General features: G+C 69.8%; 19 protein-coding genes. 7 read left to right on the top strand and 12 right to left on the bottom strand.

Annotated features, from left to right (window positions below; translation table 11 throughout):
• Positions 1-29: 29 nt before the first annotated feature.
• From alaS to AQJ27_RS11745, 3 genes are read right to left on the bottom strand one after another with little or no spacing between them, the layout of a single operon-like run.
• The gene (gene alaS / locus AQJ27_RS11755) at positions 30-2,702 is read right to left on the bottom strand and encodes an alanine--tRNA ligase (RefSeq protein ID WP_067365976.1); all 2,673 of its coding nucleotides are present in this window, start codon (positions 2,700-2,702) and stop codon (positions 30-32) included.
• Positions 2,702-3,046: a DUF6167 family protein gene (locus tag AQJ27_RS11750; protein WP_067365972.1), complete on the bottom strand. Its 345-nt coding sequence runs from the start codon at positions 3,044-3,046 to the stop codon at positions 2,702-2,704. The genes alaS and AQJ27_RS11750 overlap by 1 nt, the downstream gene beginning before the upstream one ends.
• Positions 3,047-3,053: 7 nt before the next feature.
• Positions 3,054-3,497, bottom strand: coding sequence for a DUF948 domain-containing protein (locus AQJ27_RS11745; RefSeq protein ID WP_075027554.1), 444 nt, complete (start codon positions 3,495-3,497; stop codon positions 3,054-3,056).
• A gap of 203 nt (positions 3,498-3,700) precedes the next feature.
• Here AQJ27_RS11745 and AQJ27_RS11740 point away from each other — a divergent pair, with 203 nt between their 5' ends.
• Complete coding sequence (locus AQJ27_RS11740) at positions 3,701-5,860, top strand: ATP-binding protein (RefSeq protein WP_067365969.1); 2,160 nt, start codon at positions 3,701-3,703, stop codon at positions 5,858-5,860.
• A gap of 33 nt (positions 5,861-5,893) precedes the next feature.
• Here AQJ27_RS11740 and rpsD read toward each other — a convergent pair whose 3' ends face one another.
• The 3 genes from rpsD to AQJ27_RS11725 all read right to left on the bottom strand — a co-directional run bounded on the left by rpsD (position 5,894) and on the right by AQJ27_RS11725 (position 8,856).
• The gene (gene rpsD, locus AQJ27_RS11735) at positions 5,894-6,508 is read right to left on the bottom strand and encodes a 30S ribosomal protein S4 (RefSeq protein ID WP_054233962.1); all 615 of its coding nucleotides are present in this window, start codon (positions 6,506-6,508) and stop codon (positions 5,894-5,896) included.
• 315 nt (positions 6,509-6,823) lie between these two features.
• Positions 6,824-8,179 carry a replication-associated recombination protein A gene (locus AQJ27_RS11730; RefSeq protein ID WP_067366445.1) on the bottom strand — a complete coding sequence of 452 codons (1,356 nt, stop codon included), beginning with the start codon at positions 8,177-8,179 and terminating at the stop codon, positions 6,824-6,826.
• A 44-nt stretch (positions 8,180-8,223) separates the two neighbouring features.
• Positions 8,224-8,856, bottom strand: coding sequence for a vitamin K epoxide reductase family protein (locus AQJ27_RS11725; RefSeq protein WP_067365965.1), 633 nt, complete (start codon positions 8,854-8,856; stop codon positions 8,224-8,226).
• Between the two features lie 139 nt (positions 8,857-8,995).
• On the opposite strand from AQJ27_RS11725, the gene AQJ27_RS11720 reads away from it, so the two are divergent.
• From AQJ27_RS11720 to AQJ27_RS11705, 4 genes are read left to right on the top strand one after another with little or no spacing between them, the layout of a single operon-like run.
• Positions 8,996-9,862: an ABC transporter ATP-binding protein gene (locus AQJ27_RS11720; protein WP_067365961.1), complete on the top strand. Its 867-nt coding sequence runs from the start codon at positions 8,996-8,998 to the stop codon at positions 9,860-9,862.
• Positions 9,859-10,704 carry an ABC transporter permease gene (locus tag AQJ27_RS11715; protein WP_067365958.1) on the top strand — a complete coding sequence of 282 codons (846 nt, stop codon included), beginning with the start codon at positions 9,859-9,861 and terminating at the stop codon, positions 10,702-10,704. The genes AQJ27_RS11720 and AQJ27_RS11715 overlap by 4 nt, the downstream gene beginning before the upstream one ends.
• Positions 10,701-11,906 carry a sensor histidine kinase gene (locus tag AQJ27_RS11710; RefSeq protein ID WP_067365955.1) on the top strand — a complete coding sequence of 402 codons (1,206 nt, stop codon included), beginning with the start codon at positions 10,701-10,703 and terminating at the stop codon, positions 11,904-11,906. The genes AQJ27_RS11715 and AQJ27_RS11710 overlap by 4 nt, the downstream gene beginning before the upstream one ends.
• On the top strand, positions 11,903-12,526 hold the full coding sequence (locus AQJ27_RS11705) for a response regulator (protein ID WP_067365952.1): 624 nt from the start codon (positions 11,903-11,905) through the stop codon (positions 12,524-12,526). The genes AQJ27_RS11710 and AQJ27_RS11705 overlap by 4 nt, the downstream gene beginning before the upstream one ends.
• A gap of 168 nt (positions 12,527-12,694) precedes the next feature.
• Here AQJ27_RS11705 and hisS read toward each other — a convergent pair whose 3' ends face one another.
• On the bottom strand, positions 12,695-13,957 hold the full coding sequence (hisS, locus tag AQJ27_RS11700) for a histidine--tRNA ligase (RefSeq protein ID WP_067365948.1): 1,263 nt from the start codon (positions 13,955-13,957) through the stop codon (positions 12,695-12,697).
• 12 nt (positions 13,958-13,969) lie between these two features.
• Positions 13,970-14,686, bottom strand: coding sequence for an MBL fold metallo-hydrolase (locus AQJ27_RS11695; RefSeq protein ID WP_067365945.1), 717 nt, complete (start codon positions 14,684-14,686; stop codon positions 13,970-13,972).
• A gap of 180 nt (positions 14,687-14,866) precedes the next feature.
• Between AQJ27_RS11695 and AQJ27_RS11690 the strand changes: the two genes are divergently transcribed.
• Both AQJ27_RS11690 and AQJ27_RS11685 read left to right on the top strand, forming a co-directional pair.
• Complete coding sequence (locus AQJ27_RS11690; RefSeq protein ID WP_067365941.1) at positions 14,867-15,706, top strand: peptidylprolyl isomerase; 840 nt, start codon at positions 14,867-14,869, stop codon at positions 15,704-15,706.
• Positions 15,707-15,841: 135 nt separating this feature from the next.
• Entirely contained in the window at positions 15,842-17,071 is a 1,230-nt protein-coding gene (locus AQJ27_RS11685) for a DUF349 domain-containing protein (protein WP_067365937.1), read from the top strand.
• Positions 17,072-17,181: 110 nt separating this feature from the next.
• On the opposite strand, the gene AQJ27_RS11680 is transcribed toward AQJ27_RS11685, so the two are convergent.
• The 4 genes from AQJ27_RS11680 to secD all read right to left on the bottom strand — a co-directional run bounded on the left by AQJ27_RS11680 (position 17,182) and on the right by secD (position 23,392).
• Entirely contained in the window at positions 17,182-19,719 is a 2,538-nt protein-coding gene (locus AQJ27_RS11680; RefSeq protein ID WP_067365933.1) for a RelA/SpoT family protein, read from the bottom strand.
• A 229-nt stretch (positions 19,720-19,948) separates the two neighbouring features.
• Positions 19,949-20,497: an adenine phosphoribosyltransferase gene (locus AQJ27_RS11675; protein ID WP_067365930.1), complete on the bottom strand. Its 549-nt coding sequence runs from the start codon at positions 20,495-20,497 to the stop codon at positions 19,949-19,951.
• Entirely contained in the window at positions 20,494-21,609 is a 1,116-nt protein-coding gene (gene secF / locus AQJ27_RS11670) for a protein translocase subunit SecF (protein ID WP_067365927.1), read from the bottom strand. The genes AQJ27_RS11675 and secF overlap by 4 nt, the downstream gene beginning before the upstream one ends.
• Before the next feature lies 1 nt (position 21,610).
• On the bottom strand, positions 21,611-23,392 hold the full coding sequence (gene secD / locus AQJ27_RS11665) for a protein translocase subunit SecD (RefSeq protein ID WP_067365924.1): 1,782 nt from the start codon (positions 23,390-23,392) through the stop codon (positions 21,611-21,613).
• Positions 23,393-23,523: the final 131 nt, after the last annotated feature.

Raw genomic sequence — 23,523 nt, 5'->3', positions numbered from 1 at the left:
GTCCCCGCTCTGCTGCGATCCGTCCGTGCTCACTTGGCCGTCTCGGCGACGAGCCGCTCGACCGCGTCGGCGGCCTCGCCGATGGCGGCCGGGTTCTGGCCGCCGCCCTGGGCGACGTCCGGCTTGCCGCCACCGCCGCCACCGAGGGTCTTGGCGGCCGTACGGACCAGGTCACCGGCCTTGAGGCCACGCTCACGGGCGGCCTCGTTGGTGGCGATGACCGTGAGCGGCTTGCCGCCCGCGGTGGTGAACAGGGCCACCACGGCGGCCCGTCCGCCCTGGATGCGGCCACGCACGTCGAGGACCAGCTTGCGCAGGTCGTCGGCGCTCGTGCCGTCCGGGACCTGGCCTGTGACCAGAGCCACACCGCGGACGTCCTTGGCGGACTCCACGAGACCGGCGGCGGCCTGCAGGACCTTCTCCGCGCGGAACTTCTCGATCTCCTTCTCGGCGTCCTTCAACTTGCCGAGCATGGCGGAGACCTTCTCCGGAAGCTCCTCGGGACGGCCCTTGATCAGTTCCTGGAGCTGGGCGACGACCGTGTGCTCGCGGGCCAGGAAGTTGTAGGCGTCGACGCCCACCAGGGCCTCGATACGCCGCACGCCGGAGCCGATCGAGGACTCGCCGAGCAGCTTGACCAGGCCGAGCTGGGAGGTGTTGTGCACATGCGTGCCGCCGCACAGCTCCTTGGAGAAGTCGCCGATGGTCACGACGCGGACGCGCTCGCCGTACTTCTCGCCGAACTCGGCGATGGCGCCCTGCTTCTTGGCCTCGTCGAGGCTCAGGATCTCGGCGTGCACGTCCAGGTCACGGGCGAGCACCTCGTTGATCTTCTGCTCGACGTCGGTCATGACGGTCGTCGGAACGGCCGAGGGGGAACCGAAGTCGAAGCGGAAGCGGCCGGGCTGGTTCTCGGAACCGGCCTGGGCGGCCGTCGGGCCGAGGGCGTCACGCAGGGCCTGGTGGGTGAGGTGCGTGGCCGAGTGGGCGCGGGCGATGGCCGTCCGGCGACGGGAGTCGATGGTGGCCTGGGCCTGGGCACCGACGGTGACCTCGCCGACCTGGACGACGCCCTTGTGGACGTACACACCCGGGACGGGCTTCTGGCAGTCGCGGATCTCGATGACGGCACCGGTGTCGACCTTGATGCGGCCGGTGTCACCGATCTGGCCGCCGCCCTCGGCGTAGAACGGGGTGCGGTCGAGGACGATCTCGACCTCGTCGCCCTCGGTGGCGGCGGGCGAGGAGACACCGTCGACCAGGATGCCGACGATGCGCGACTCGCCGTCGGTCCGGTCGTAGCCGATGAACTCGGTCTCACCGGCGGCGTCGGCGATCTGACGGTAGGCGCCGAGGTCGGCGTGGCCCGTCTTCTTGGCCTGGGCGTCGGCCTTGGCCTTGTCCCGCTGCTCCTTCATCAGACGACGGAAGCCGTCCTCGTCCACCGAAAGGCCCTGCTCCGCGGCCATTTCGAGGGTGAGGTCGATCGGGAAGCCCCAGGTGTCGTGGAGCAGGAAGGCCTTGTCGCCGGCGAGCACCGTGCCGCCGGACTCCTTGGTGTCGGAGATGGCCGTGTCGAGGATGTTCGTGCCGGCCTTCAGCGTCTTGAGGAAGGCGGCCTCCTCGGCGAGGGCCACGGTCTCGATGCGCTGCCGGTCGGAGACGAGCTCCGGGTACTGCTGGCCCATCATCTCGATCACGACGTCGATGAGGTCCTTGACGACCGGACCGGTGGCGCCCAGCAGCCGCATGTTGCGGATGGCGCGGCGCATGATGCGGCGCAGCACGTAGCCGCGGCCCTCGTTGCCGGGGCTCACGCCGTCACCGATGAGCATCACGGAGGTGCGCATGTGGTCGGTGACCACGCGCAGCGATACGTCGGAGTCATGGGCGGCGCCGTACTCGACACCCGTCAGCTCGGTGGCCTTCTTGATGACGGCCATGGAGGTGTCGATCTCGTACATGTTCTGCACACCCTGCAGAATCATGGCGAGGCGTTCCATGCCGAGGCCGGTGTCGATGTTCTTGCTGGGCAGCTCGCCGAGGATCTCGAAGTCCTCCTTCGAGGTGCCCTCACCGCGCTCGTACTGCATGAAGACCAGGTTCCAGATCTCCACGTACCGCTCGTCGTTGACGGCCGGGCCGCCCTCGACGCCGAACTCGGGGCCGCGGTCGTAATTGATCTCGGAACACGGGCCGCAGGGACCCGGGACGCCCATGGACCAGTAGTTGTCCTTCTTGCCCAGACGCTGGATGCGCTCGGCCGGGACACCGATCTTGTCGCGCCAGATGGACTCGGCCTCGTCGTCGTCGAGGTAGACCGTGATCCACAGGCGCTCGGGGTCGAGCCCGTAACCACCCTTGTCCTGGGGCGAGGTGAGCAGCTCCCAGGCGTAGGTGATCGCGCCTTCCTTGAAGTAGTCGCCGAAGGAGAAGTTGCCGCACATCTGGAAGAACGTGCCGTGCCGGGTGGTCTTGCCGACCTCTTCGATGTCGGGCGTACGCACGCACTTCTGCACGCTGGTGGCGCGCGACCACGGCGGCTTGACCTCACCGAGGAAGTACGGCTTGAAGGGCACCATGCCCGCGGGGACCAGGAGCAGAGTCGGGTCGTCCGCGATGAGCGACGCCGAGGGAACGACAGTGTGACCGCGCTCCTCGTAGAAGCTCAACCAGCGGCGGCGAATCTCGGCCGACTCCATCAGTGGTCCTCATTCCGGTTGTACGAGTACGTCGACCTCTCGACGTACGTCGGGTTCTTGCTGTGTTTCGGACTGTTCTCGATCGCGGCGATACGCCGGGGCGCAGGCAGCTCGGGGTGGCGATCGAGCCCGAGTGCCTCGTCGAGTTCGGCCTCCCGCTCGGCCATGCCGTCGCGGACGTCGAGTGCGAAGTCCTTGAGCCGGTGCCCGGCCTCGATCGCCTTGTTCGCGGCCTGGGCCGCGAGGCTCTCGGGCGTCAGCTGCTTGAGCTTGCGGTTGACCTTGGTGGTGGCCCACACACCAGCGGCTGCGCCGGCGGTGAACCAGAACGTACGGCGGAACATCGCTGCGTCAGTCCTTCTTCCGCTTTCCCCGTCGCGCGGACGGGACGGTGCGGCCCACGATCACGGTACGACGGGAGGCCTTGGGGGGCACATTGTCCTTGCGGCCGCCGATGGCCCGGCGGACGCCGTAGCCGAACGCCGCGACCTTCACCAGCGGGCCGCCGAAGGTGGACGCGACGGTCGTGGAGAGCGCCGACGCGTTCGAGGTGACCTCCTGGACGTCCGACGCGATGGCGTCGACCCGGTCGATCTGGGTCTGCGCGGAACGCACCGCCGCGGAGGCGTCGGCAAGCAGCGGGACAGCCTGGTCGGTCACGTCCGCCACGAGCTTGGTGGTCGCCCTGAGCGTCTGGGCCAGCCTCGCCAGTGCGACGGCGAGGAAGGAGACCAGGATCGCCCAGAAGACGGCCACCAGGATCCCGGCCACCTCTCCACCGGACACTGTTCGCACCCGCTCCCTAGTACGTGCCTGCCAGTACATGCCCGCACACCATGTCTCACACCTGCCTGGACATCGTGTCTGAACATCAAAAAGTCGTCCCCCGAGCCTATCGCGCCGGGGCCGCCGCTCCGTACCGCATTACCGGCTGCCGGGCCCGGAGTTGCGCGAAGCGATTGTACGGACCGTTTACGGGTCAGTACGCTCCGTGTCCCATGCGAGCTTCTGAGTGCTCCGACCGGTCCGCACCCGGCAATCTGCCCCTGGAACTCAACGCGTTCGTGGGGCGCACGGCCGAACTCGCACGGCTGGCGGAGGCGCTGGGGCAGGCCCGGCTGGTGACGGTGACGGGCATGGGCGGCGTGGGCAAGTCACGCCTCGCGGCACGGGCCGCGGCACACACCCGGCCGCGCGACGGATCATGGCGGGTGGAACTGGCCTCCGTGCGCGATCCGGATCTTGTCGCGTACGCGCTCGTGGAGGCCCTCGCTCTGGCGGACCAGACGTCGAGGCCACCTCGCACGCTGCTCCTCGACCATCTCGCCGAACGTCAACTCCTGCTGGTCGTGGACGGGTTCGAGCATCTCGTGGACGCGTGCGCCGCGCTGGTGGGCGATCTGCTGCGGCATGCGCCGGGGCTGCGGGTGCTCGCCGTGGGCCGCAGGCCGCTGGAGGTCGAGGGCGAGCTCCTGTTCCCGCTGGCCCCGCTGCCCGAGCGAGAGGCCGTGGAACTGTTCACGGACCGGGCGGCGGCCCGGGTGCCCGGGTTCACGCTGGACGACGCCAACCGGGCGGACGTCCTGGAGCTGTGCCGATGCCTGGACGGAATCCCGCTCGCCGTCGAACTGGCCGCCGGCCGGCTGAGCGCCCTCTCCCCCGGGCAGCTGCTGTCCCGGCTCGACGACCGCTTCCGGCTGCTGACCGGCGGCGGGCGTGACGCCCTGCCACGCCACCAGACGCTGCGAACGGCGATCGGCTGGAGCCATGAGCTGTGCACGCCCGAGGAGCGGCTGCTGTGGTCGCGGCTCTCGGTGTTCGCCGGACCGTTCGACCTGGAGGCCGTCGAGTACGTGTGCAGCGGCGACGGACTGCACGCCGACGACGTCCTCGACGTGCTGGGCGAGCTGCTCGCGCAGTCGGTGCTGGCGCGCGAGGAGACGACGGCCGGCCTGCGCTTCCGGATGCTGGACACCGTGCGGGCGTACGGCGCGGACTGGCTGGTGGCGGCGGGCGACGCGAGCCGGCTGCGCCGCCGCCACCGCGACTGGTACATGGGCCTGGCCACCTGGTGCGAGCTGGACTGGTTCTCGCCACGGCAGGGCGAGGTGGCCGCGCGCATCGAGACGGAGCTGCCGAATCTGCGCTGCGCCATGGAGTACAGCCTGACCGAGCCGGGCGAGACGCATCTGGGCCAGTACCTCGCGGGCAGCCTGTGGTTCTACTGGGTCGGCTGCGGCCGGCTGGCGGAGGGGCGGCACTGGCTGGAGCGCGGGGTGGAGCTCGACAGCGACCGCGACCAGTCGCGGCTGAAGGCCCTGTGGGTGCTCGGCTATGTGGCGATCCTCCAGGGCGACATGGTGCCCGCGCTCACCGCGCTCCAGGAGTGCCGCGAGGAGGCCGAACGCACCGGCAACCCCACCGCGATCGCCTACGCCGAGCACCGCACCGGCTGTCTGGCGCTGGTCGGCGACGACATGGCACGCGCGGAAACCCTGCTGCGCTCGGCGCTCGACCGCTACCACGCGATCGGCGAGCTCAACAGCAACGTGCTGATGGCCCAGGTGGAGCTGGCGATGGCGCTGGCGTTCCGGGGCGATCTGCCGGGCGCGGTGCGGCTGTGCGAGGACGTCCGCCAGGTCTGCGAGGACCACGGGGAACGCTGGGCGCTCGCCTACGCGCTGTTCGTGCTGGCGTACGAGGCCCAGACCGCGGGCGATCCGGGGCGCGCCCGGGAGCTCCTGGAACAGAGCCTCGACATCGGGCACGCCTTCCACGACCTGCTCGGCACGGTCCTCGCGCTCGAGCTGCTGGCGCTGGTCACGGAGGCGGAGGGCGATCCGGCCGAGGCCGCGCTGCTGCAGGGGGCGGCGGCCCGGCTGTGGCCCTCGGTGGGCCTGCCGCTGTTCGGCTCGGCGTACTACAACGTGCCGCACGAGCGGTGCGAGGCCGGGGCGCGGCGGCGGCTGGGCGACGAGCGGTACGAGGAGTGCGTACGGGCGGGGTCTCGGCTCGGGCGGGAGGCGGCGGTGGCGCGGGCACTGCGGCGGCCCGGTCCCCGGCCGCTGGGTGCGGTGCCCTCGCCGCGCGGGCTGCCCCCGGACACGCGCAAGCCCGCCGTCTCGCCCACCTCGAAGGGCGGGGAGACGACGGGCTGACGCGCAGGTGGTGCTACGTCCGCTGTAAGACGATCAGCGGGCGTAGTACTCGACGACGAGCTGCTCGTCGCAGATCACCGGGATCTCCTTGCGGTTCGGCTCGCGGTCCAGGCGGAACGCCAGGGCCGGGAGGTTCACCTGGAGGTAGCGCGGGGTCTCGCCGTCGGGGGCGAAGCCACCGGCGCGGGAGACCTCGAACAGCGTCTTGCTGCGGCTGCGCTCGCGGACCATCACGACGTCGTCGGGACGGACGCGGAAGGACGGCTTGTCGACCTTCTGGCCGTTGACCTCGATGTGGCCGTGAACGACCATCTGGCGGGCCTGGTAGATCGTGCGGGCGATGCCCGAACGCAGGACCAGCGCGTCGAGACGGCGCTCGAGCTCGATGATCAGGGCCTCACCGGTCTTGCCCTGGACCTTGGAGGCACGCTCGTAGGCGCGGACGAGCTGACGCTCGGACACGTCGTACTGCGCGCGCAGACGCTGCTTCTCGAGCAGACGGACCTTGTAGTCCGAGTTCTGCTTGCGGCCACGGCCGTGCTCGCCCGGCGGGTAGGGGCGGGCCTCGAAGTACTTGACGGCCTTCGGGGTCAGCGCGATGCCGAGGGCACGCGACTTCTTGACCTTGGGGCGGGACTGATTCGCCACTTTTTCTCTTTCCGTGATTTCGGCTCACCAGAGTTAAGGGAGGTCGCAATCCGCAGCCCGGGAAACCCCGCGGGTCCTCGGGGGACCTGCTGGGCAGCCGCTCCTGGGTCTGGGCACATACGTGCAGCACGCGAGTGGCCCACCGACCGTTCCCGGAGACCGGGTGGTGGTGGGCTGCCCGCGACACCTTCGACGGTGCGCGACGCTCCTGGAATCCCTCCGTGGCGGCAGGGGCTCCGGCTGGTTGTCCCGTTCTGGTGGTGCCGACCGGAGCCGGACACGGGACGCAGCGCTTCGCGTCATGTTACAGGGTGGTCAGGACCGCCCTCTACCGAGGTGCTTCCTGGTCCACTCCACCGCGTCCGCGTAGCGCGCCTCGGCGCCGTGCCGGGTCGGTGTGTAGTACTCCCGGTCCTTGAGCTCTTGCGGGGCGTACTGCTGGGCGGCGATGCCCTCGGGCAGGTCGTGCGGATACACATACCCCTGGGCGTGCCCGAGCTTGGCCGCGCCCTTGTAGTGCCCGTCGCGCAGGTGCATCGGCACCGGGCCCGCGTGTCCCTTGCGTACGTCCTCCATCGCGGCGCCGATGGCCATGGTCGCGGCGTTGGACTTCGGGGCCAGGGCGAGGGCGATGGTGGCGTGGCTGAGGGTCAGCGCGGCCTCGGGGAAGCCGATCATGGCGACGGCCTGGGCGGCGGCCACGGCTATCGGCAGCGCGTTCGGGTCGGCGAGGCCGATGTCCTCGCTGGCGGAGATCATCAGGCGGCGGGCGATGAAGCGGGGGTCCTCGCCCGCCTCGATCATCCGGGCCAGGTAGTGCAGCGCGGCGTCCACGTCGGAGCCGCGGATGGACTTGATGAGGGCGCTCGCCACGTCGTAGTGCTGGTCGCCGTCGCGGTCGTACGTCACGGCGGCGCGGTCGACGGTCTCCTCCAGCGTCTGGAGGGTGATCCCCGGCTCGCCCTTGTCGAGCGCCGCGCCGGCGGCGGCCTCCAGGGCGGTCAGGGCGCGGCGGGCGTCGCCCCCGGCGATGCGCAGCAGGTGCCGCTCGGTGTCCTCGGGGAGGGTGACGGCCTCCTTGAGGCCGCGCTCGTCGGTGAGCGCCCGGCGCAGCAGGCCGCGCAGGTCGTCGTCGGTGAGCGGTTCGAGGGTGAGGAGGAGGGAGCGGGACAGGAGCGGGGAGATCACCGAGAAGTACGGGTTCTCGGTCGTCGCGGCGATCAGCGTCACCCAGCGGTTCTCGACGGCCGGGAGCAGGGAGTCCTGCTGGGCCTTGCTGAAGCGGTGGATCTCGTCCAGGAAGAGGACGGTCTCCTTGCCGAAGCCGCCGGTGGCGCGGCGGGCGCCGTCGATGACCGCGCGGACCTCCTTGACGCCCGCGGTGATCGCGGAGAGCTCCACGAAGCGCTTGTTGGTGGCCTTGGAGACGACGTACGCGAGGGTCGTCTTGCCGGTGCCGGGCGGGCCCCAGAGGATCACCGAGGACGGTCCGGCCGGGCCGCCGTTCCCCTCACCGACGAGTCTGCGCAGGGGTGAGCCCGGCTTCAGCAGATGCTGCTGGCCCACGACCTCGTCGAGGGTACGCGGACGCATCCGTACGGCCAGGGGGCTGCTGGACGGGTCCTTCTCCTGGCGTTCTTCTGCTGCGGCGGTGAACAGGTCGGGCTCCACGTCCAAAACCCTATGTCACGCCACTGACAATCCCCGCAGGGCTGTCAGCTGGTCCAGAAGTCCCACCAGCGGGTCAGGATCAGCATCCCGATGATCCCGATGTGCACGACGGGCAGGACCCAGGTGAACTCGCCGAAGAAGCTCTTCAGCCAGCGCGGGGCAGGCAGGAAGTCGTTGCGGATGTTCGACGAGGTCACGTACCAGAACATGATGATCGTGGCGACCCAGGCCAGCGAGCACCACAGGCACAGCGAGTTGATCCGGTACAGCGACTGGAACTGCAGCCAGGTGCAGAATCCGACACCGAAGAGGGTGCCGGCGTTGAAGGTCAGCCAGTACCAGCGCGGGTAGGTGGCCCGCGCGAGCAGGCTCATCCCGACGCAGATCACGATGCCGTACGCGACGAGGCCGAGCATCGGGTTGGGAAACCCGAAGGCCGCGGCCTGCTTGCTCTTCATGATGTTGCCGCAGGAGACGACCGGGTTCAGGCTGCACCCCGGCACGAAGTTCGGGTTCTCCAGCAGCTTGAACTTGTCGATCGTGATGACCCACGCGGCGAGCAGACCGGCCGCACCGGTGATCACCAGCAACAGGGCGAGCGCACGGCTGCCGCCGACCGTCCGGGGACCGGCTGCGCGTTCCTGGTCGATGGAGATGACTGTCGTCGTCTTGCTCATCACGCCGTTTCCGTAGTCTCGAAGGGCCTGCGGGCAACCGACATTGTGCCGCACCCACATGTGTGTCCACCGTTCGATGGACATAAGGAGGTACGCACGGTCGTCCCGGAACGTTCGTTTCGGCGGCAGGCTCGTCGGCATGACAACACACGCGAACGAACTCGCGGTGGACGTACGGGGGCTGCGCAAGCAGTACGGGGACGTGACCGCCGTCGACGGCATCGATCTCGGCATCCGCCGCGGCGAGGTGTTCGGCCTGCTCGGACCCAATGGCGCGGGCAAGAGCACCACGGTGGAGATCCTCCAGGGCAACCGCGGTCGGGACGCGGGCGAGGTGTCCGTGCTCGGTGCGGACCCGGCGACGGGCACACGCGCGTGGCGCTCGCGGGTCGGCATCGTCTGGCAGGACGAATCGGCGCCCGCGGAGTTGACGGTCGACGAGACCGTACGGCACTTCGCCCGCTACTACCCGCGGCCCCGGGACCCGGAGGAGGTCATCGGGCTCGTCGGTCTGGAGGCGAAGGCGGGCAGCCGCATCAAGGCGCTCTCGGGCGGCCAGCGCAGGCGTCTGGACGTGGCGCTCGGGGTGATCGGCGGCCCCGAGCTGCTGCTCCTGGACGAACCGACGACCGGCTTCGACCCGGCCGCCCGCCGCCAGTTCTGGGACCTGATCCGGAAACTGGCCGACGAGGGCACGACCATCCTGCTCACCACGCACTACCTGGAGGAGGCGGAGGCGCTGGCGCACCGGCTCGCGGTGGTCGCGCGGGGCCGCGTCGTCGCGGAAGGCGAACCCGCCGCGCTGCGCGAACGCTTCGGCACCGAGGCGACCGTCGAGTGGACGGAGGCCGACGGCACGACGCGCCGCGAGCGCACGGACACCCCGACCCGCACGGTGGCGGAGCTCACCCGCCGTTTCGACGGTGAGATACCCGGGCTGAGCGTGACCCGCCCGACCCTGGAGGACGTCTATCTCCGCCTGACCGGACAGGAGAACGCGCGATGACCCTGACGACCGTACGCGTACGCGGTGAGGCCTCCTCCGTGCGGCTGCCCGGAGCCTGGGGTCTCGGCCTGCGGCGGGGCGCCCTGGAGATCAAGCAGTTCTTCCGTCAGCGCGACCAGGTGGTGTTCACCTTCGCCTTCCCCGTCGTCTTCCTGTTCCTCTTCGCGTCGATCTTCAAGGACGACGTGCGGGGCGCGGGCATCACCGCCTCCCAGCTGTACGTCCCCGCGATGATGGCCGCGGGCATCATGTCCACCAGCTTCCAGTCCCTCGGCATCTCCATCGCGATCGAGCGGGACGAGAAGGTGCTGCGGCGGCTGCGCGGCACTCCGATGCCACCGGCCGCGTACTTCCTGGGCAAGATCTGGCTGGTCCTGGTCACCGGTCTCATGGAGACGGCGATCCTGCTCGTCGTCGGCACGTCGCTGTACGACGTGAAGCTGCCCTCGGATCCCGCCAAGTGGGCCGACTTCGCCTGGATCTTCGTCCTGGGCCTGACGGCCTGCGCCCTGCTCGGCATCGCGATCAGCTCGGTCCCGAAGTCCGGCAAGAGCGCCACGTCCGTCGTCGTACTGCCCTTCCTCGTGCTGCAGTTCATCTCCGGGGTCTACATCGCCATCGACACGATCCCCGACTGGATGCTGAACATCGGCGCCCTGTTCCCGCTGAAGTGGATGTGCCAGGGGCTGCGCGGGGTGTTCCTGCCCGAGTCGGCGAAGGTCCTGGAGCAGGCGGGTGGCTGGGAGTTCGGGCGGATCGCCCTGGTGCTGGGGGCCTGGTGCGTCGGAGGATTGCTGCTGTGTCTGCTGACCTTCCGCTGGAAGAACCGCCGCGACGGATGACCGAACGGATCGCCGGACCGGGCGGCGCGAAGAGCTCGTACACCTGGGACCGCTCCTTCCGGCTCTGGGACTCGTACTTCGCGGTCGTGTGCGTGGCCACCCTGGTGTTCGTGCTCGGCACGGGGCATCCGGGGTGGCACCTGCGCCTCGTCTCGGCGGCGCTGCTGGTGGCGCTGGTTCCCTGGTACGTGGTGGTGGGGCGCCCCGTCCTCGGCAGCGACCCGCCCGACGAACGCCGGGCCCTCGGCTATCTCGCGGGGGCGGTCGTGCTGTTCCTGCCGTCGGGGATCCTCGTCGGTGAGACCCGGCTGATGACCTTCGCGCTCGTCCCCCAGTGCTTCATGGCGCTGCGCCTGCGCTGGGCGCTGGCGGCCGTGACGGTCATCAACATCGCGCCGGTGGCGGGTTGGGCGCTGTTGTGGTGGCCGAGCGACCAGGACGTCTTCTTCAACTCGCTGTTCGCCGTGGTCACCCTCGTCTTCTCGGCGGCTGTCGGCAGCTGGACCATCCGCATCATCGAGCAGAGCCAGGAACGGGCCGAGCTGATAGCGGAATTGGACGCCAGTCGCCACGAGCTCTCCCGGCTCTCGTCGGCGCACGGCGCGCTGGCCGAGCGGGAACGGCTCTCCCGGGAGATCCACGACACGCTCGCGCAGGGCTTCACGAGCCTGCTGATGCTGGTGCAGGCGGTCGAGGCCGAACTCGACCACGACGTGCCGCAGGCCCGCCGCCACCTGTCCCTGATGGCGGAGACGGCCCGGCAGAACCTCGCCGAGGCGCGGGCCCTGGTCGCCGGGGGCGCGCCCGCCGATCTCGACGGGGCCTCGCTGCCAGACGCGCTGCGTCGGCTGGCCGCGCGCCACGAGGCGACGGTCGACGTCACCGGCCCCGTGCGCGCGCTGCCCGCCGGGCCCGAGGTCGTGGTCCTGCGTTCCTGCCAGGAAGCGCTCGCCAACGCCCGCAAGCACGCGGGGAGTTCGTCGACGATCGCGGTCGCCCTGGCGTACGCCCACGATTCGCTGACGCTCTCCGTACGGGACGACGGCCCCGGCTTCGACCCCGCCGCGCCGGTCGGCGGTTACGGTCTGACCGGGTTGCGTGCCCGGGCCGCGGAAGTGGGCGGCAGGGCCCGTGTGCGCAGCGCGCCCGGCGAGGGCACGACCATCACCGTCTGTCTGCCCGTACCAAGGAGCGACTCGTGATCCGCATCGTCCTGGCCGACGACCATCCCGTCGTACGGGAAGGGCTGCGCGCGATGCTCAGTGCCGAGCCCGACCTCGATGTGGTCGCCGACGCGTCGAGCGGCCCGCAGGCGGAGGCGCTGGCGGCCGAACTCCGGCCCGACATCGTCCTGATGGACCTGCGGATGCCCGGGGGCGGGGGTGTCGACTCGATCGTGCGGATGACCGAGGCGGGGTTGGGCTGCCGGGTCATCGTGCTGACGACGTACGAGACGGACCGGGACATTCTGCGGGCGGTCGAGGCCGGAGCCGCGGGCTATCTCCTGAAGGACCTCCCTCGCGCCGAACTCGCCGACGCCGTCCGCTCCGCCGCGCGCGGCGAGACCGTGCTGGCGCCGTCCGTCGCCGCCCGGCTCGTCGACCAGCTCCGTACGAAGCCGGAGCGGCCGAGGTTGTCCGAGCGGGAGACGGCGGTGCTGCGGCTGGTGGCGGAGGGCTGCACGAACGCCGAGATCGGGCGCCGCCTGTTCATCGGCGAGTCCACCGTGAAGACCCACCTGCTGCGGGCCTTCACCAAACTGGGGGTGGACGACCGAACCGCGGCGGTGACGAGCGCGATGCGCTTCGGCCTACTGGACTGACGCCGGCCCCGAGGCTTTCCGGGGCGCAGCCCCGCCCCAAGGGGCGCGGGGAACTGCGCGACCAGCCCCCACCCGCCCGCGGACAGCGAACCCACCCGGGGGTCTGGGGGCGGAGCCCCCAGGGATGGATGGGACGGGTAGGGGCGGCGGGGGCGAGAAACCCGGCCCTCAGCCCAGTCGCGTCTCGAGCTCCGCCACGATCTCGTTCACCCCGACCGCCGTCTGCTCACCGGACTCCATGTCCTTGAGCTGCACCACACCCTCGGCGAGATCCCGCTCACCGGCGACGATCGCATACCGCGCCCCCGACCGGTTCGCGTTCTTCATCGCCCCCTTGAGCCCCTTGGCCCCGTAGGAGAAGTCGGCGGCGACACCGAGCTTGCGCAGCTCGGTCACCTTGGTGAAGAGCACCCGCCGGGCCTCCTCCCCGAGCGGAACGGCGAACACGCTCGTGGCCGCGGGGAGTTCGAGCGAGACACCCTCCGCTTCCAGGGCGAGCACCGTGCGGTCGACACCGAGCGCCCAGCCCACCGAAGGCAGCGCGGGCCCGCCGAGCATCTCGGACAGCCCGTCATAGCGCCCGCCGCCACCCACCGCGGACTGGGAGCCCAGACCGTCGTGGACGAACTCGAAGGTGGTCCGCGTGTAGTAGTCCAGGCCGCGCACCAGCTTGGGGTCGTCCTCGAAGGCAACCCCCGCCTCCGTGATCAGCTCGCGCACCTCCTCGTGGTACGCCTTGCACGCGTCGCAGAGGTAGTCACGGAGCAACGGCGCGCCCACCAGCTGCTTCTGCACGTCGTCGCGCTTGTCGTCGAGGACCCGCAGGGGGTTGATCTCGGCTCGGCGCAACGTGTCCGCGTCCAGGTCGAGGCCGCGCAGGAAGTCCTGCAGGGCGGCCCGGTACACCGGACGGCACTCCTGGTCGCCCAGCGAGTTCAGCAGGATGCGGAAGTCCCGCAGCCCCAGCGACCGGTACGCCTGGTCCGCCAGGATGATCAGCTCGGCGTCGAGCGCCGGATCCTCCGCACCGATCGCCTCGGCGCCGACCTGCGAGAAGTGGCGGTAACGGCCCTTCTGGGGACGCTCGTAGCGGTAGTAGGAGCCCGAGTACCAGAGCTTGACGGGGAGGTTGCCGGCCTTGTGCAGGTTGGCCTCCAGCGCGGCGCGCAGTACGGAGGCCGTGCCCTCGGGGCGCAGGGCGAGCTGGTCGCCGCCCTTGGTCTCGAAGGCGTACATCTCCTTGGTCACGATGTCGGTGGACTCACCGACACCGCGCGCGAAGAGCTCGACGTTCTCGAAGCCGGGCGTCTCGATGTAGCCGTAGCCGGAGTTGCGCAGCGGCGCGGCGATCGCCTCACGCACGGCGAGGTACTTGGCGCTCTCCGGCGGGATCAGGTCGTACGTGCCCTTGGGGGCCTTGAAGGTGCTCACGAAAGTCTCTCGTCACATTCCTCGTCGGGGAGCGGGTTCGGCGCCGCGTGCTTGGCGGTCCGCCGACACCTGCCGCAGATACGGGTTGCCGGCGCGCTCCTGGCCGATGGTCGTCTGGGGGCCGTGGCCGGACAGCACCACGGTCGAGTCGTCGAGCGGCAGGCACACACGGGCCAGCGAGCCGAGCATCTCGTCCATGTCACCGCCGGGCAGGTCGGTGCGTCCGATGGAGCCGGCGAAGAGCAGATCGCCCGAGAAGAAGACCGACGGAATGTCCGCCGTCTCGGGCATCTGGAAGGTCACCGACCCCTTCGTATGGCCGGGCGCGTGCGCGACGGACAGCTCCAGACCGGCCAGCTCCAGCCGTGTGCCGTCGGTGAGCGTCCGCACGTCGTCCGGCTCCCCCACGGTCAGCTCGCCCATCAGCGGCATGCCGATGGACCGGCCGAGCGCCCGCTCCGGGTCGCTCATCATGTACCGGTCGTCGGGGTGGATCCAGGCCGGTACGTCGTGGGCACCGCAGACGGGCACGACCGAGGCCACGTGGTCGATGTGGCCGTGGGTGAGGACGACGGCGACGGGCTTGAGCCGATGCTTCTTGAGTGCGACCTCGACTCCCTGGGCGGCCTGATGGCCCGGGTCGATGATCACGCACTCCTCACCGGCGGCGGGGGCGACCAGGTAACAGTTGGTGCCCCAGGCCCCGGCGGGGAACCCGGCAATGAGCACGATCGTCCTTCGTGGTGGCGTACGCGTGATGCCGTACGGGGTGGGCGGCTGTGGATCAGAGCCTACCGGCGCTGCCGATTCCTCAGCTAACCCATATACGGTACGGGGCACACGCAGGCGGTCGGCTCACAAGACGCACGCGTCCCACTTGACGTACGAGACGCATGAGGAGATAACCCGGTGGTCACCCAGGAACAGCGGCGGCGTCAGCTCGCCCGGGAGAAGTTCTTGCGGCAGCAGCAGCGGCGTACGGCCGCGCGGCGCAAGTCACACACGCGCAATACGGTGGTCGCGTCGGTCCTCGGCGTGATCGTCGTCGGCAGTGTGGTGTCGTACGCGACCGGGGTCTTCAAGGACGACGGCAAGAAGGCCAACGCGGGCGCGCAGGTCACGCCGAGCGCCTCCCCGACCAGCAAGGCGCCGGACCCGTGCGCCAAGCCCGCCGAAGGCGCGGTGAAGTCGCTGAGCTGGAAGACGGAGCCGGCGATGAGCATCGACAAGTCGGCGGACTACACGATGAAGCTGGCGACGACCTGCGGCGACATAGACATCGCGCTGAAGACGGCCGCGGCCCCGCACACGGTGAACTCGTTCGACTTCCTCGCGGGCAAGGGGTTCTTCGACCACACCAAGTGCCACCGGCTCACCACGAACGGCATCTACGTGCTGCAGTGCGGTGACCCGCAGGGCACCGGCAGCGGCGGTCCCGGGTACACGATCCCGGACGAGAACCTGAAGGACACCACCCTCAAGGGCGGCGTCTACCCGGCGGGCACCCTTGCGATGGCGAACCAGTACAACGCCCAGACGAAGCAGGGACGCAACACGGGTGGCAGCCAGTTCTTCCTCGTCTACCAGGACAGTCAGCTACCGGCCGACTACACACCGTTCGGAACTATTTCCAAGTCCGGTCTCACGGTTCTCAAGAAGATCGCCGCGGCCGGAGAGAGCACAGGCCAGGGCGACGGGGCGCCCAACGCGACGGTCGTGGTCAACAAACTGACCGTGACGAAATCCTGACCGTCAACTGCGAAATTTCGGTCGCGCTGGATGCGGACAGCCGCCGGGCTGGTCGCCTATGTTGGCCGTGACGAAACTGTGGACGATGCCCAGGGGCACTGAAGCCCCTCGCAGGCATCATGTGGAGGAGGCGCTGTGAGCAGCGACCCGTGGGGCCGCGTCGACGAGACGGGGACCGTGTACGTGCGTACGGCCGACGGCGAGCAGGTCGTCGGTTCCTGGCAGGCCGGCTCCCCTGATGAGGCGCTGGCCTACTTCGAGCGCAAGTACGAAGGCCTGGTTGTGGAGATCGGCCTCCTCGAGAAGCGAGTGAAAACCACCGACCTGTCGGCGAAGGACGCCCAGACCGCGATCGACCATATTCGCGAACAGGTTGACGCCCACCACGCGGTCGGTGATCTGGAGGCGCTGAAGAAGCGGCTGGACAAGCTCGTCGAGACGGTCGACGCGCGCCGTGAGGAGCGCAAGGTCCAGCGTGCGAAGCAGTCCGACGAGGCACGGCACTCCAAGGAGGCGCTGGTCGTCGAGGCGGAGGAGCTGGCGCAGAGCGACCAGTGGCGGGCGGCCGGTGAGCGGCTGCGCTCCCTGGTGGACACCTGGAAGGGGCTGCCGCGACTCGACCGCAAGTCGGACGACGAGCTGTGGCACCGCTTCTCGCACGCGCGCTCGGCGTTCTCCAAGCGCCGCAAGGCGCACTTCGCCTCGCTGGACGCGCAGCGCGAGGACGCCCGCAAGACCAAGGAGAAGCTGGTCGCGGAGGCCGAGTCGCTGTCCGCCTCGGCGGACTGGGGTCCGACGGCGGCGCGTTACCGCGAGCTGATGGCGGACTGGAAGGCCGCGGGCCGCGCGCAGCGTGAGCACGAGGACGACCTGTGGAACCGCTTCCGCGGCGCCCAGGACGTGTTCTTCGCGGCGCGCAGCTCGGTCTTCGCCGAGCGGGACGCCGAGCAGTCGGAGAACCTGAAGCTCAAGGAGGAGCTGGCCGAGGAGGCCGAGAAGCTCGTCCCGGTGCAGGACCTGAAGGCCGCCCGCGCCGCCTTCCGTTCCCTCAACGAGCGCTGGGAAGCCATCGGCCACGTGCCCCGCGACGCCCGCCCGAAGGTCGAGGGCCGGATGCACGCGGTGGAGCGGGCTCTGCAGGAGTCCGAGGAGGCCGAGTGGCGCCGGACCAACCCGGAGGCACGCGCGCGTGCCGAGGGTCTGACCGGTCAGCTGCAGGCCGCCGTGGACAAGCTCCAGGGCCAGATCGAGACGGCGCGCGCCGCAGGCAACGCTTCGAGGGCCGACAAGCTCCAGAAGGAGCTGGAAGGCCGTCAGGCGCTGCTGGACCAGGCGTTGAAGGGTCTCCAGGAGTTCGGCGGCTGAGGCTGCCGAGGCGGCTGGGTTTTCCCGCCACTACGTAGAGGGGCTCCCGTACGGTTCGTACGGGAGCCCCTCTACGTAGTGGCCCGTCGACGGCGGCCGGGCCAGGGAGGTCAGGACCCGTCGGAGGGCCTGCGCGCCGAGGTCACCCGGTACACGTCGTACACGCCCTCCACGCCCCTGACCGCCTTCAGGACGTGCCCCAGGTGCTTGGGGTCGCCCATCTCGAAGGTGAAGCGAGAGGTGGCGACGCGGTCGCGGGAGGTCTGGACGGCCGCGGACAGGATGTTGACGTGCTGGTCGGACAGGACGCGGGTGACGTCCGACAGGAGCCGGGAGCGGTCCAGGGCCTCGACCTGGATGGCCACCAGGAAGACCGAGGACTGGGTGGGCGCCCACTCGACCTCGAGGATGCGCTCGGGCTCGCGGGAGAGCGAGTCGACGTTCACGCAGTCGCTGCGGTGCACCGATACGCCGCTGCCGCGGGTGACGAAGCCGATGATCGGGTCGCCGGGGACGGGCGTACAACAGCGGGCGAGCTTGACCCACACGTCCTCGACGCCCTTGACGACGACACCGGGGTCGGCGTTGGAGCGGCGCTTGCGGCCACGCCCGCGCGCGGGCGGAACGCTCTCGTCGATCTCCTCGGTGGCCGCCTCCTCGCCGCCGAGGGCCTGCACCAGCTTCTGCACGACGCTCTGCGCGGTGACATGGCCCTCGCCGATCGCCGCGTACAGCGAGGAGATGTCGGGGTAGCGCATCTCGTGCGCGAGGGTGACCAGGGAGTCGCCGGTGAGGATCCGCTGGATCGGCAGGTTCTGCTTGCGCATCGCCCGGGCGATGGCGTCCTTGCCCTGCTCGATGGCCTCGTCGCGGCGCTCCTTGGAGAACCACGCGCGGATCTTGTTGCGGGCGCGCGGGGACTTCACGAAGCCCAGCCAGTCGCGGGAGGGTCCCGCCCCGGCCGCCTTGGAGGTGAAGACCTCCACCAAGTCGCCGTTGTCCAGGGTGGATTCGAGCGGGACGAGGCGTCCGTTGACCCGTGCGCCTATCGTGCGGTGGCCGACCTCCGTGTGGACCGCGTACGCGAAGTCCACCGGGGTCGCGCCGGCCGGGAGCGCTATGACGTCACCCTTGGGCGTGAAGACGAAGACCTCGTTGCGGGAGAGGTCGAAGCGCAGGGACTCCAGGAACTCGCTCGGGTCCTCTGTCTCCTTCTGCCAGTCGAGCAACTGGCGCAGCCACGCCATGTCGTTGACGGTGTCCTGACCCGCGCTGCCCTTGGCCGCCCGGGGCACGTCGGTGCGGATCTTGGAGGAACCGGCGACGGTCTCCTGCTTGTACTTCCAGTGCGCGGCGATGCCGTACTCGGCACGGCGGTGCATGTCGAACGTACGGATCTGGAGTTCGACCGGCTTGCCGTTGGGCCCGATGACCGTCGTGTGCAGCGACTGGTACATGTTGAACTTGGGCATCGCGATGTAGTCCTTGAACCGGCCGGGGACCGGGTTCCATCGCGCGTGCACGGTGCCGAGAGCCGCGTAGCAGTCGCGGACGGTGTCCACGAGGACGCGGATGCCCACCAGGTCGTAGATCTCCGCGAAGTCACGGCCTCGTACGATCATCTTCTGGTAGACGGAGTAGTAGTGCTTCGGGCGGCCGGTGACCGTCGCCTTGATGCGGGCGGCGCGCAGGTCGCCCTGGACCTCGTCGGTCACTATGGCGAGGTATTCGTCGCGCTTGGGGGCGCGCTCGGCGACCAGGCGCACGATCTCGTCGTACATCTTGGGGTAGAGGATCGCGAACGCGAGGTCCTCCAGCTCCCACTTGATGGTGTTCATGCCCAGGCGGTGGGCGAGCGGCGCGTAGATCTCCAGGGTCTCGCGCGCCTTCTTCTCCTGCTTCTCGCGCTTGAGGTAGCGCATGGTGCGCATGTTGTGCAGGCGGTCGGCGAGCTTGATGACCAGGACGCGGGGGTCCTTGGCCATGGCGACGACCATCTTGCGGACGGTCTCGGCCTGCGCGGCCTCGCCGAACTTGACCTTGTCGAGCTTGGTGACGCCGTCGACGAGCAGGGCGACCTGGTCGCCGAAGTCGCGCTTGAGCGTGTCCAGGCCGTACTCGGTGTCCTCGACGGTGTCGTGCAGGAGGCCGGCCATCAGCGTGGCGGGGTCCATGCCCAGCTCGGCGAGGATCGTCGTGACGGCGAGCGGGTGCGTGATGTACGGGTCGCCGCTCTTGCGCTTCTGACCGCGGTGCCAGCGCTCGGCGACCTGGTAGGCCTTCTCGATCTGCCGCAGCGTCGACGTCTCGATCTTCGGGTCGTTGCTGCGCACTATCCGCAGCAGCGGCTCCAGGACCGGGTTGTACGGGTTCGAGCGCTGCACGCCGAGCCGGGCCAGGCGGGCGCGGACGCGGTTGGAGGAGGAGCTCGGGCGGCCGGACGGGGCGGCCGCGGAACGGACCGCCGGAGTCTTCGCGGGGCGCTCGGAAGGGGCCGGCTTGGGGCGTGGCTGCTCGGCCGCCTTGTCGTCGGGCGCGGACTGGGCGTGCTCGACCGGCCCGCTCGTGGCGTTCTTGGCGGGCTTCGCCGCAGGGGCCGAGGCAGGCTCGGGCTTGGCGGCGGTGAGTGGCTGGGCCTCGTCTGGCAAGAGGGCTCCTCGTGCGCGTTCCGGGTCCCCCGGTCAGGCTCCGGAAACCCCATGGTAGCGATCCTGGGCGCCGGGCTCGCTTTCGGCCGCTGGGACGGCCTCGTACAGGAACAACGCGAGAGGCGGGCTCCGGATTCCTCCGGGCCCGCCACCACGGTGTCCTACGGGTGTCTCAGGGCCTTCCCGGGCCTTTCCCGGGGCTTTCCCCCAGGTGTCGGGAACGCGGCCCTCAGAGCTTGAGGAGCGCCTCCAGCGGAGCGCCCGCGAGAGCCGGCTCCAGACGGCCGCGGCCGCCGAGGAAACCGAGCTCCATCAGCACGGCGACGCCCGCGACCTCGGCGCCCGCCCGGCGGATGAGCTGGAGCGAGGCCTCGGCGGTGCCGCCAGTGGCGAGGACGTCGTCGACGACCAGGACGCGGTCGTCCGCGCTCAGGTCCTCGGCGTGCACCTCGATCTCGGCCGAGCCGTACTCCAGGTCGTACGCCTGCGACAGGGTCGCTCCGGGGAGCTTGCCCGCCTTGCGTACGGGGATGAAGCCGATTCCGGCGCGGACGGCGACCGGGGCGCCGAGGATGAAGCCACGGGCCTCCAGACCGACGATCTTCGTGGCCTCGGCGCGCACGGCGATCTCCGCCAGGGCGTCGGTGAGCGCCGTGAAGGCCGCCGGGTCCGCCAGGAGCGGGGTGATGTCCTTGAACATCACACCCGGCTCCGGGTAGTCGGCCACGTCGCGGATACGGCTGAGCAGCAGCGTCGTGATGTCCGTGAGCTCGGTCATCGGCGCTTCCCCGAGGGTCGGCCGCGACCGCGGTTGCGGGACGCGGGCTGGTTGCGCGGGCCCACGACCATGGGCCCGTCGTCCTCCGGCTCGTCGTCCAGCATCACCTCGGTGACCTCGGACTCCAGGGGCTCGCCCTTCGCCGCGGCCTGGGCCCGCTTGGCGAGAACGCGCTTCCTGAGGGCCTTCATCTGCGGCTCGCGCTCCTTGAGGTCGGCGACGAGCGGCGTGGCGATGAAGATCGAGGAGTACGCACCGGCCGCGAGGCCGACGAACAGCGACAGCGAGATGTCGTTGAGCACGCCCGCGCCGAGCACACCGCCACCGATGAACAGCAGGCCCGCGACCGGCAGCAGCGCGACCACCGTGGTGTTGATCGAGCGGACCAGGGTGCCGTTGATCGAACGGTCGGCGATCTCGCTGTACGTGTAGCGGGTCTGCTTGGTGATGTCCTTCGTCTGCTCCTTGAGGCTGTCGAACACGACGACCGTGTCGTAGAGCGAGTAACCGAGGATGGTGAGCAGACCGATCACGGTGCCCGGGGTCACCTCGAAGCCGACCAGGGCGTAGATGCCGACCGTGATGGTGATGTCGTGGATCAGGGCTACGAGCGCGGCCACGGCCATGCGCCACTCGAAGGCGATCGCCAGGTAGATCACGACGAGGACCATGAAGATCGCCAGACCCTCCCAGGCCTTGTTGGCGATCTGCTCACCCCAGCTGGGGCCGACCAGGTCGGCGTTGATCTTCTCCGAGTCGACGTTCAGGTCCTTGGCGAGCTCGTCCTTGATCTTGTCGGACTTGTCCGTGTCGATGCCGGCGATCTGGATGCGCAGACCGCCGTTGCCGAGCTTCTGGACGACCGCGTCGTGGCCGGACGCCTCCTGCGCGTACGTCTCGGCCTGGGACACCGAGACGCTGGTCTTCTCGGTGGTGAAGACGGCGCCGCCCTGGAACTCGATGCCCATGTTCAGGCCGCGCACCGTCAGGCCGAGGATGGCCGTGATGGTGATCAGGATCGAGATGCCGTACCAGATCTTGCGCTTGCCGACGAAGTCGTAGCCGATCTCGCCGCGGTGGAGCCGGGCGCCGAGGGTGCCGAGTTTCGACATCTCACGCCTCCTTCGGGTCGACGGGGGCGGAGGGACGGCGCGTACGGCGAAGCGGTGGTTTGGCGCCCAGGGCCTTGGGGTCGAGGCCGGACCACTTGTGGCCGCTCGCGTAGAACTTCCGGCGGGCGAGGAGCGTCATCAGCGGCTTGGTGAAGAAGAACACGACGACCACGTCGAGCACCGTGGTCAGACCGAGCGTGAACGCGAAGCCCTGGACCTTGCCGACGGTGACGATGAAGAGCACCGCGGCGGCGAGGAACGACACGAAGTCGGAGACCAGGATGGTGCGCCGGGCGCGCGGCCAGGCACGCTCAACGGCCGGGCGCAAGGAGCGGCCTTCGCGAATCTCGTCCCGGATGCGTTCGAAGAACACGATGAACGAGTCCGCTGTGATGCCGATCGCGACGATCGCACCACAGACGGCCGGCAGGTTCAGCGCGAAGCCGATGGTGGGGCCGAGCAGTGACATGAGCACATACGTGAGGACGGCGGAGACCAGCAGGGAGGCGATGGCGATCACCGACAGGCCCCGGTAGTAGACCACCAGGTAGATGATGACCAGGCTGAGGCCGATGGCGCCCGCGATCAGACCGGCGTGCAGCTGCTCGCCGCCGAGCGCGGCGGTCACCGTGGTGATGCTCGACGCCTTGAACTCGAGCGGCAGCGCGCCGTACTTCAGCATGTTCGCCAGGCTCTGCGCCTCGGCCTGGTCGAAGCTGCCGGAGATCTCCGCGCTTCCGCCGGTCAGCGCCTGCTGGACGAACGGGTCGGAGACGACATCACCGTCGAGGACGATCGCGAACTGGTTCTGCGGGGACTGGTTCTTCGCGAGCTTGCCGGTGATGTCGGCGAACTTCTTGGAGCCACCGGAGGTGAACTCCATGGTGACCTTCCAGCCCGCCGCGCTCTGGGTGTCGAAGACGGCCGCGGCGCTCTTGATGTCCGTGCCCGAGACCTCGGCGGGGCCGAGAACGTACTTCTGCCACTGGCCCGAGGAGTTCTTGCCACAGGCCACGGTGGGGTCGGTGGCCTTGGAGCCTTCGCCGGCCTTGGCGCGCTGCGCCTCGTCGGTGCAGTCGAGCGCCGTGTACTGAGCCTGGAGCTTGGTGGCCGCGGCACTGGCGCTCGCGCTGCTGCTCGCCGACGGCGAGGCGCTGGAGGAGGCCGAGGGGCTGGCCGAGGAGCTCGCGGAGCTGCTCGCGGACGGCGTGGAGTCCGCCTTCAGGGCGTCGGTGACCGCGCGGCCCTGAGAGGTGGCGGAGGACGTCGGGCTCGCGGAGCTCGACGAGGTCGCCTTGTCGGTGGCCTTGTCCGTGGCCTTCGAGGAGGAGCTGCTCGAGGCGCCGGGCGACGGGCTGGCCGACGCGGCCGAACCGGAGACCTCGGTGGCCAGGACCGGACGGAAGTAGAGCTTCGCGGTGGTGCCGACCTGCTCCCGGGCTTCCTTGGAGTTCGTGCCCTTGGGGATGTTGACAATGATGTTGTCGGATCCCTGGGTCTGCACCTCGGCCTCAGAGACGCCGAGACCGTTGACACGGCGGTTCATGATGTCGACCGCGGTGTTCATGTTGGTCTTGTTGATCGCGTTCGGCTGGCCCGGCTCGTTCTTCGCCGTGAGCGTGATGCTCGTGCCGCCGGCGAGGTCGATGCCGAGACGCGGGGTGGGATGCCCGGAGAGGAACATCCCCCCCGTGAGCGCCGCGATGGCGATCAGGATGAAGGCCAGCGAGCGCCCCGGCCTGCTCTGGGCGCTCGCGCTCCGGCCCTTCTTCGGTGCTGCCACCTTCTCGTACTCCCTCTCGGGCCGCCGTGCGCGGGGTCAGCGCGGGGGCGGCCATGACATGGTGTCGGGACTCCGTGCGAAAACGCAGGTCCCGGAGGTGCGGAGCGCGAACGGATCGCGCCGCGTCCCCG

It is taken from the genome of Streptomyces olivochromogenes (assembly GCF_001514115.1).
Classification (GTDB): Bacteria; Actinomycetota; Actinomycetes; order Streptomycetales; family Streptomycetaceae; genus Streptomyces; species Streptomyces olivochromogenes.
The sequence above is the reverse complement of the archived record's forward strand: the minus strand, read 5'-3'. Positions and strand labels throughout refer to the sequence as shown.

Bases quoted from the DNA above. Each gene is read 5' to 3' on its own strand.
- alaS (WP_067365976.1), bottom strand. From the start codon at position 2,702: ATGGAGTCGGCCGAGATTCGCCGCCGCTGGTTGAGCTTCTACGAGGAG.
- AQJ27_RS11715 (WP_067365958.1), top strand. From the start codon at position 9,859: ATGACCCTGACGACCGTACGCGTACGCGGTGAGGCCTCCTCCGTGCGG.
- AQJ27_RS11750 (WP_067365972.1), bottom strand. From the start codon at position 3,046: ATGTTCCGCCGTACGTTCTGGTTCACCGCCGGCGCAGCCGCTGGTGTG.
- AQJ27_RS11675 (WP_067365930.1), bottom strand. From the start codon at position 20,497: ATGACCGAGCTCACGGACATCACGACGCTGCTGCTCAGCCGTATCCGC.
- secF (WP_067365927.1), bottom strand. From the start codon at position 21,609: ATGTCGAAACTCGGCACCCTCGGCGCCCGGCTCCACCGCGGCGAGATC.
- AQJ27_RS11710 (WP_067365955.1), top strand. From the start codon at position 10,701: ATGACCGAACGGATCGCCGGACCGGGCGGCGCGAAGAGCTCGTACACC.
- AQJ27_RS11720 (WP_067365961.1), top strand. From the start codon at position 8,996: ATGACAACACACGCGAACGAACTCGCGGTGGACGTACGGGGGCTGCGC.
- AQJ27_RS11740 (WP_067365969.1), top strand. From the start codon at position 3,701: ATGCGAGCTTCTGAGTGCTCCGACCGGTCCGCACCCGGCAATCTGCCC.
- AQJ27_RS11725 (WP_067365965.1), bottom strand. From the start codon at position 8,856: ATGAGCAAGACGACGACAGTCATCTCCATCGACCAGGAACGCGCAGCC.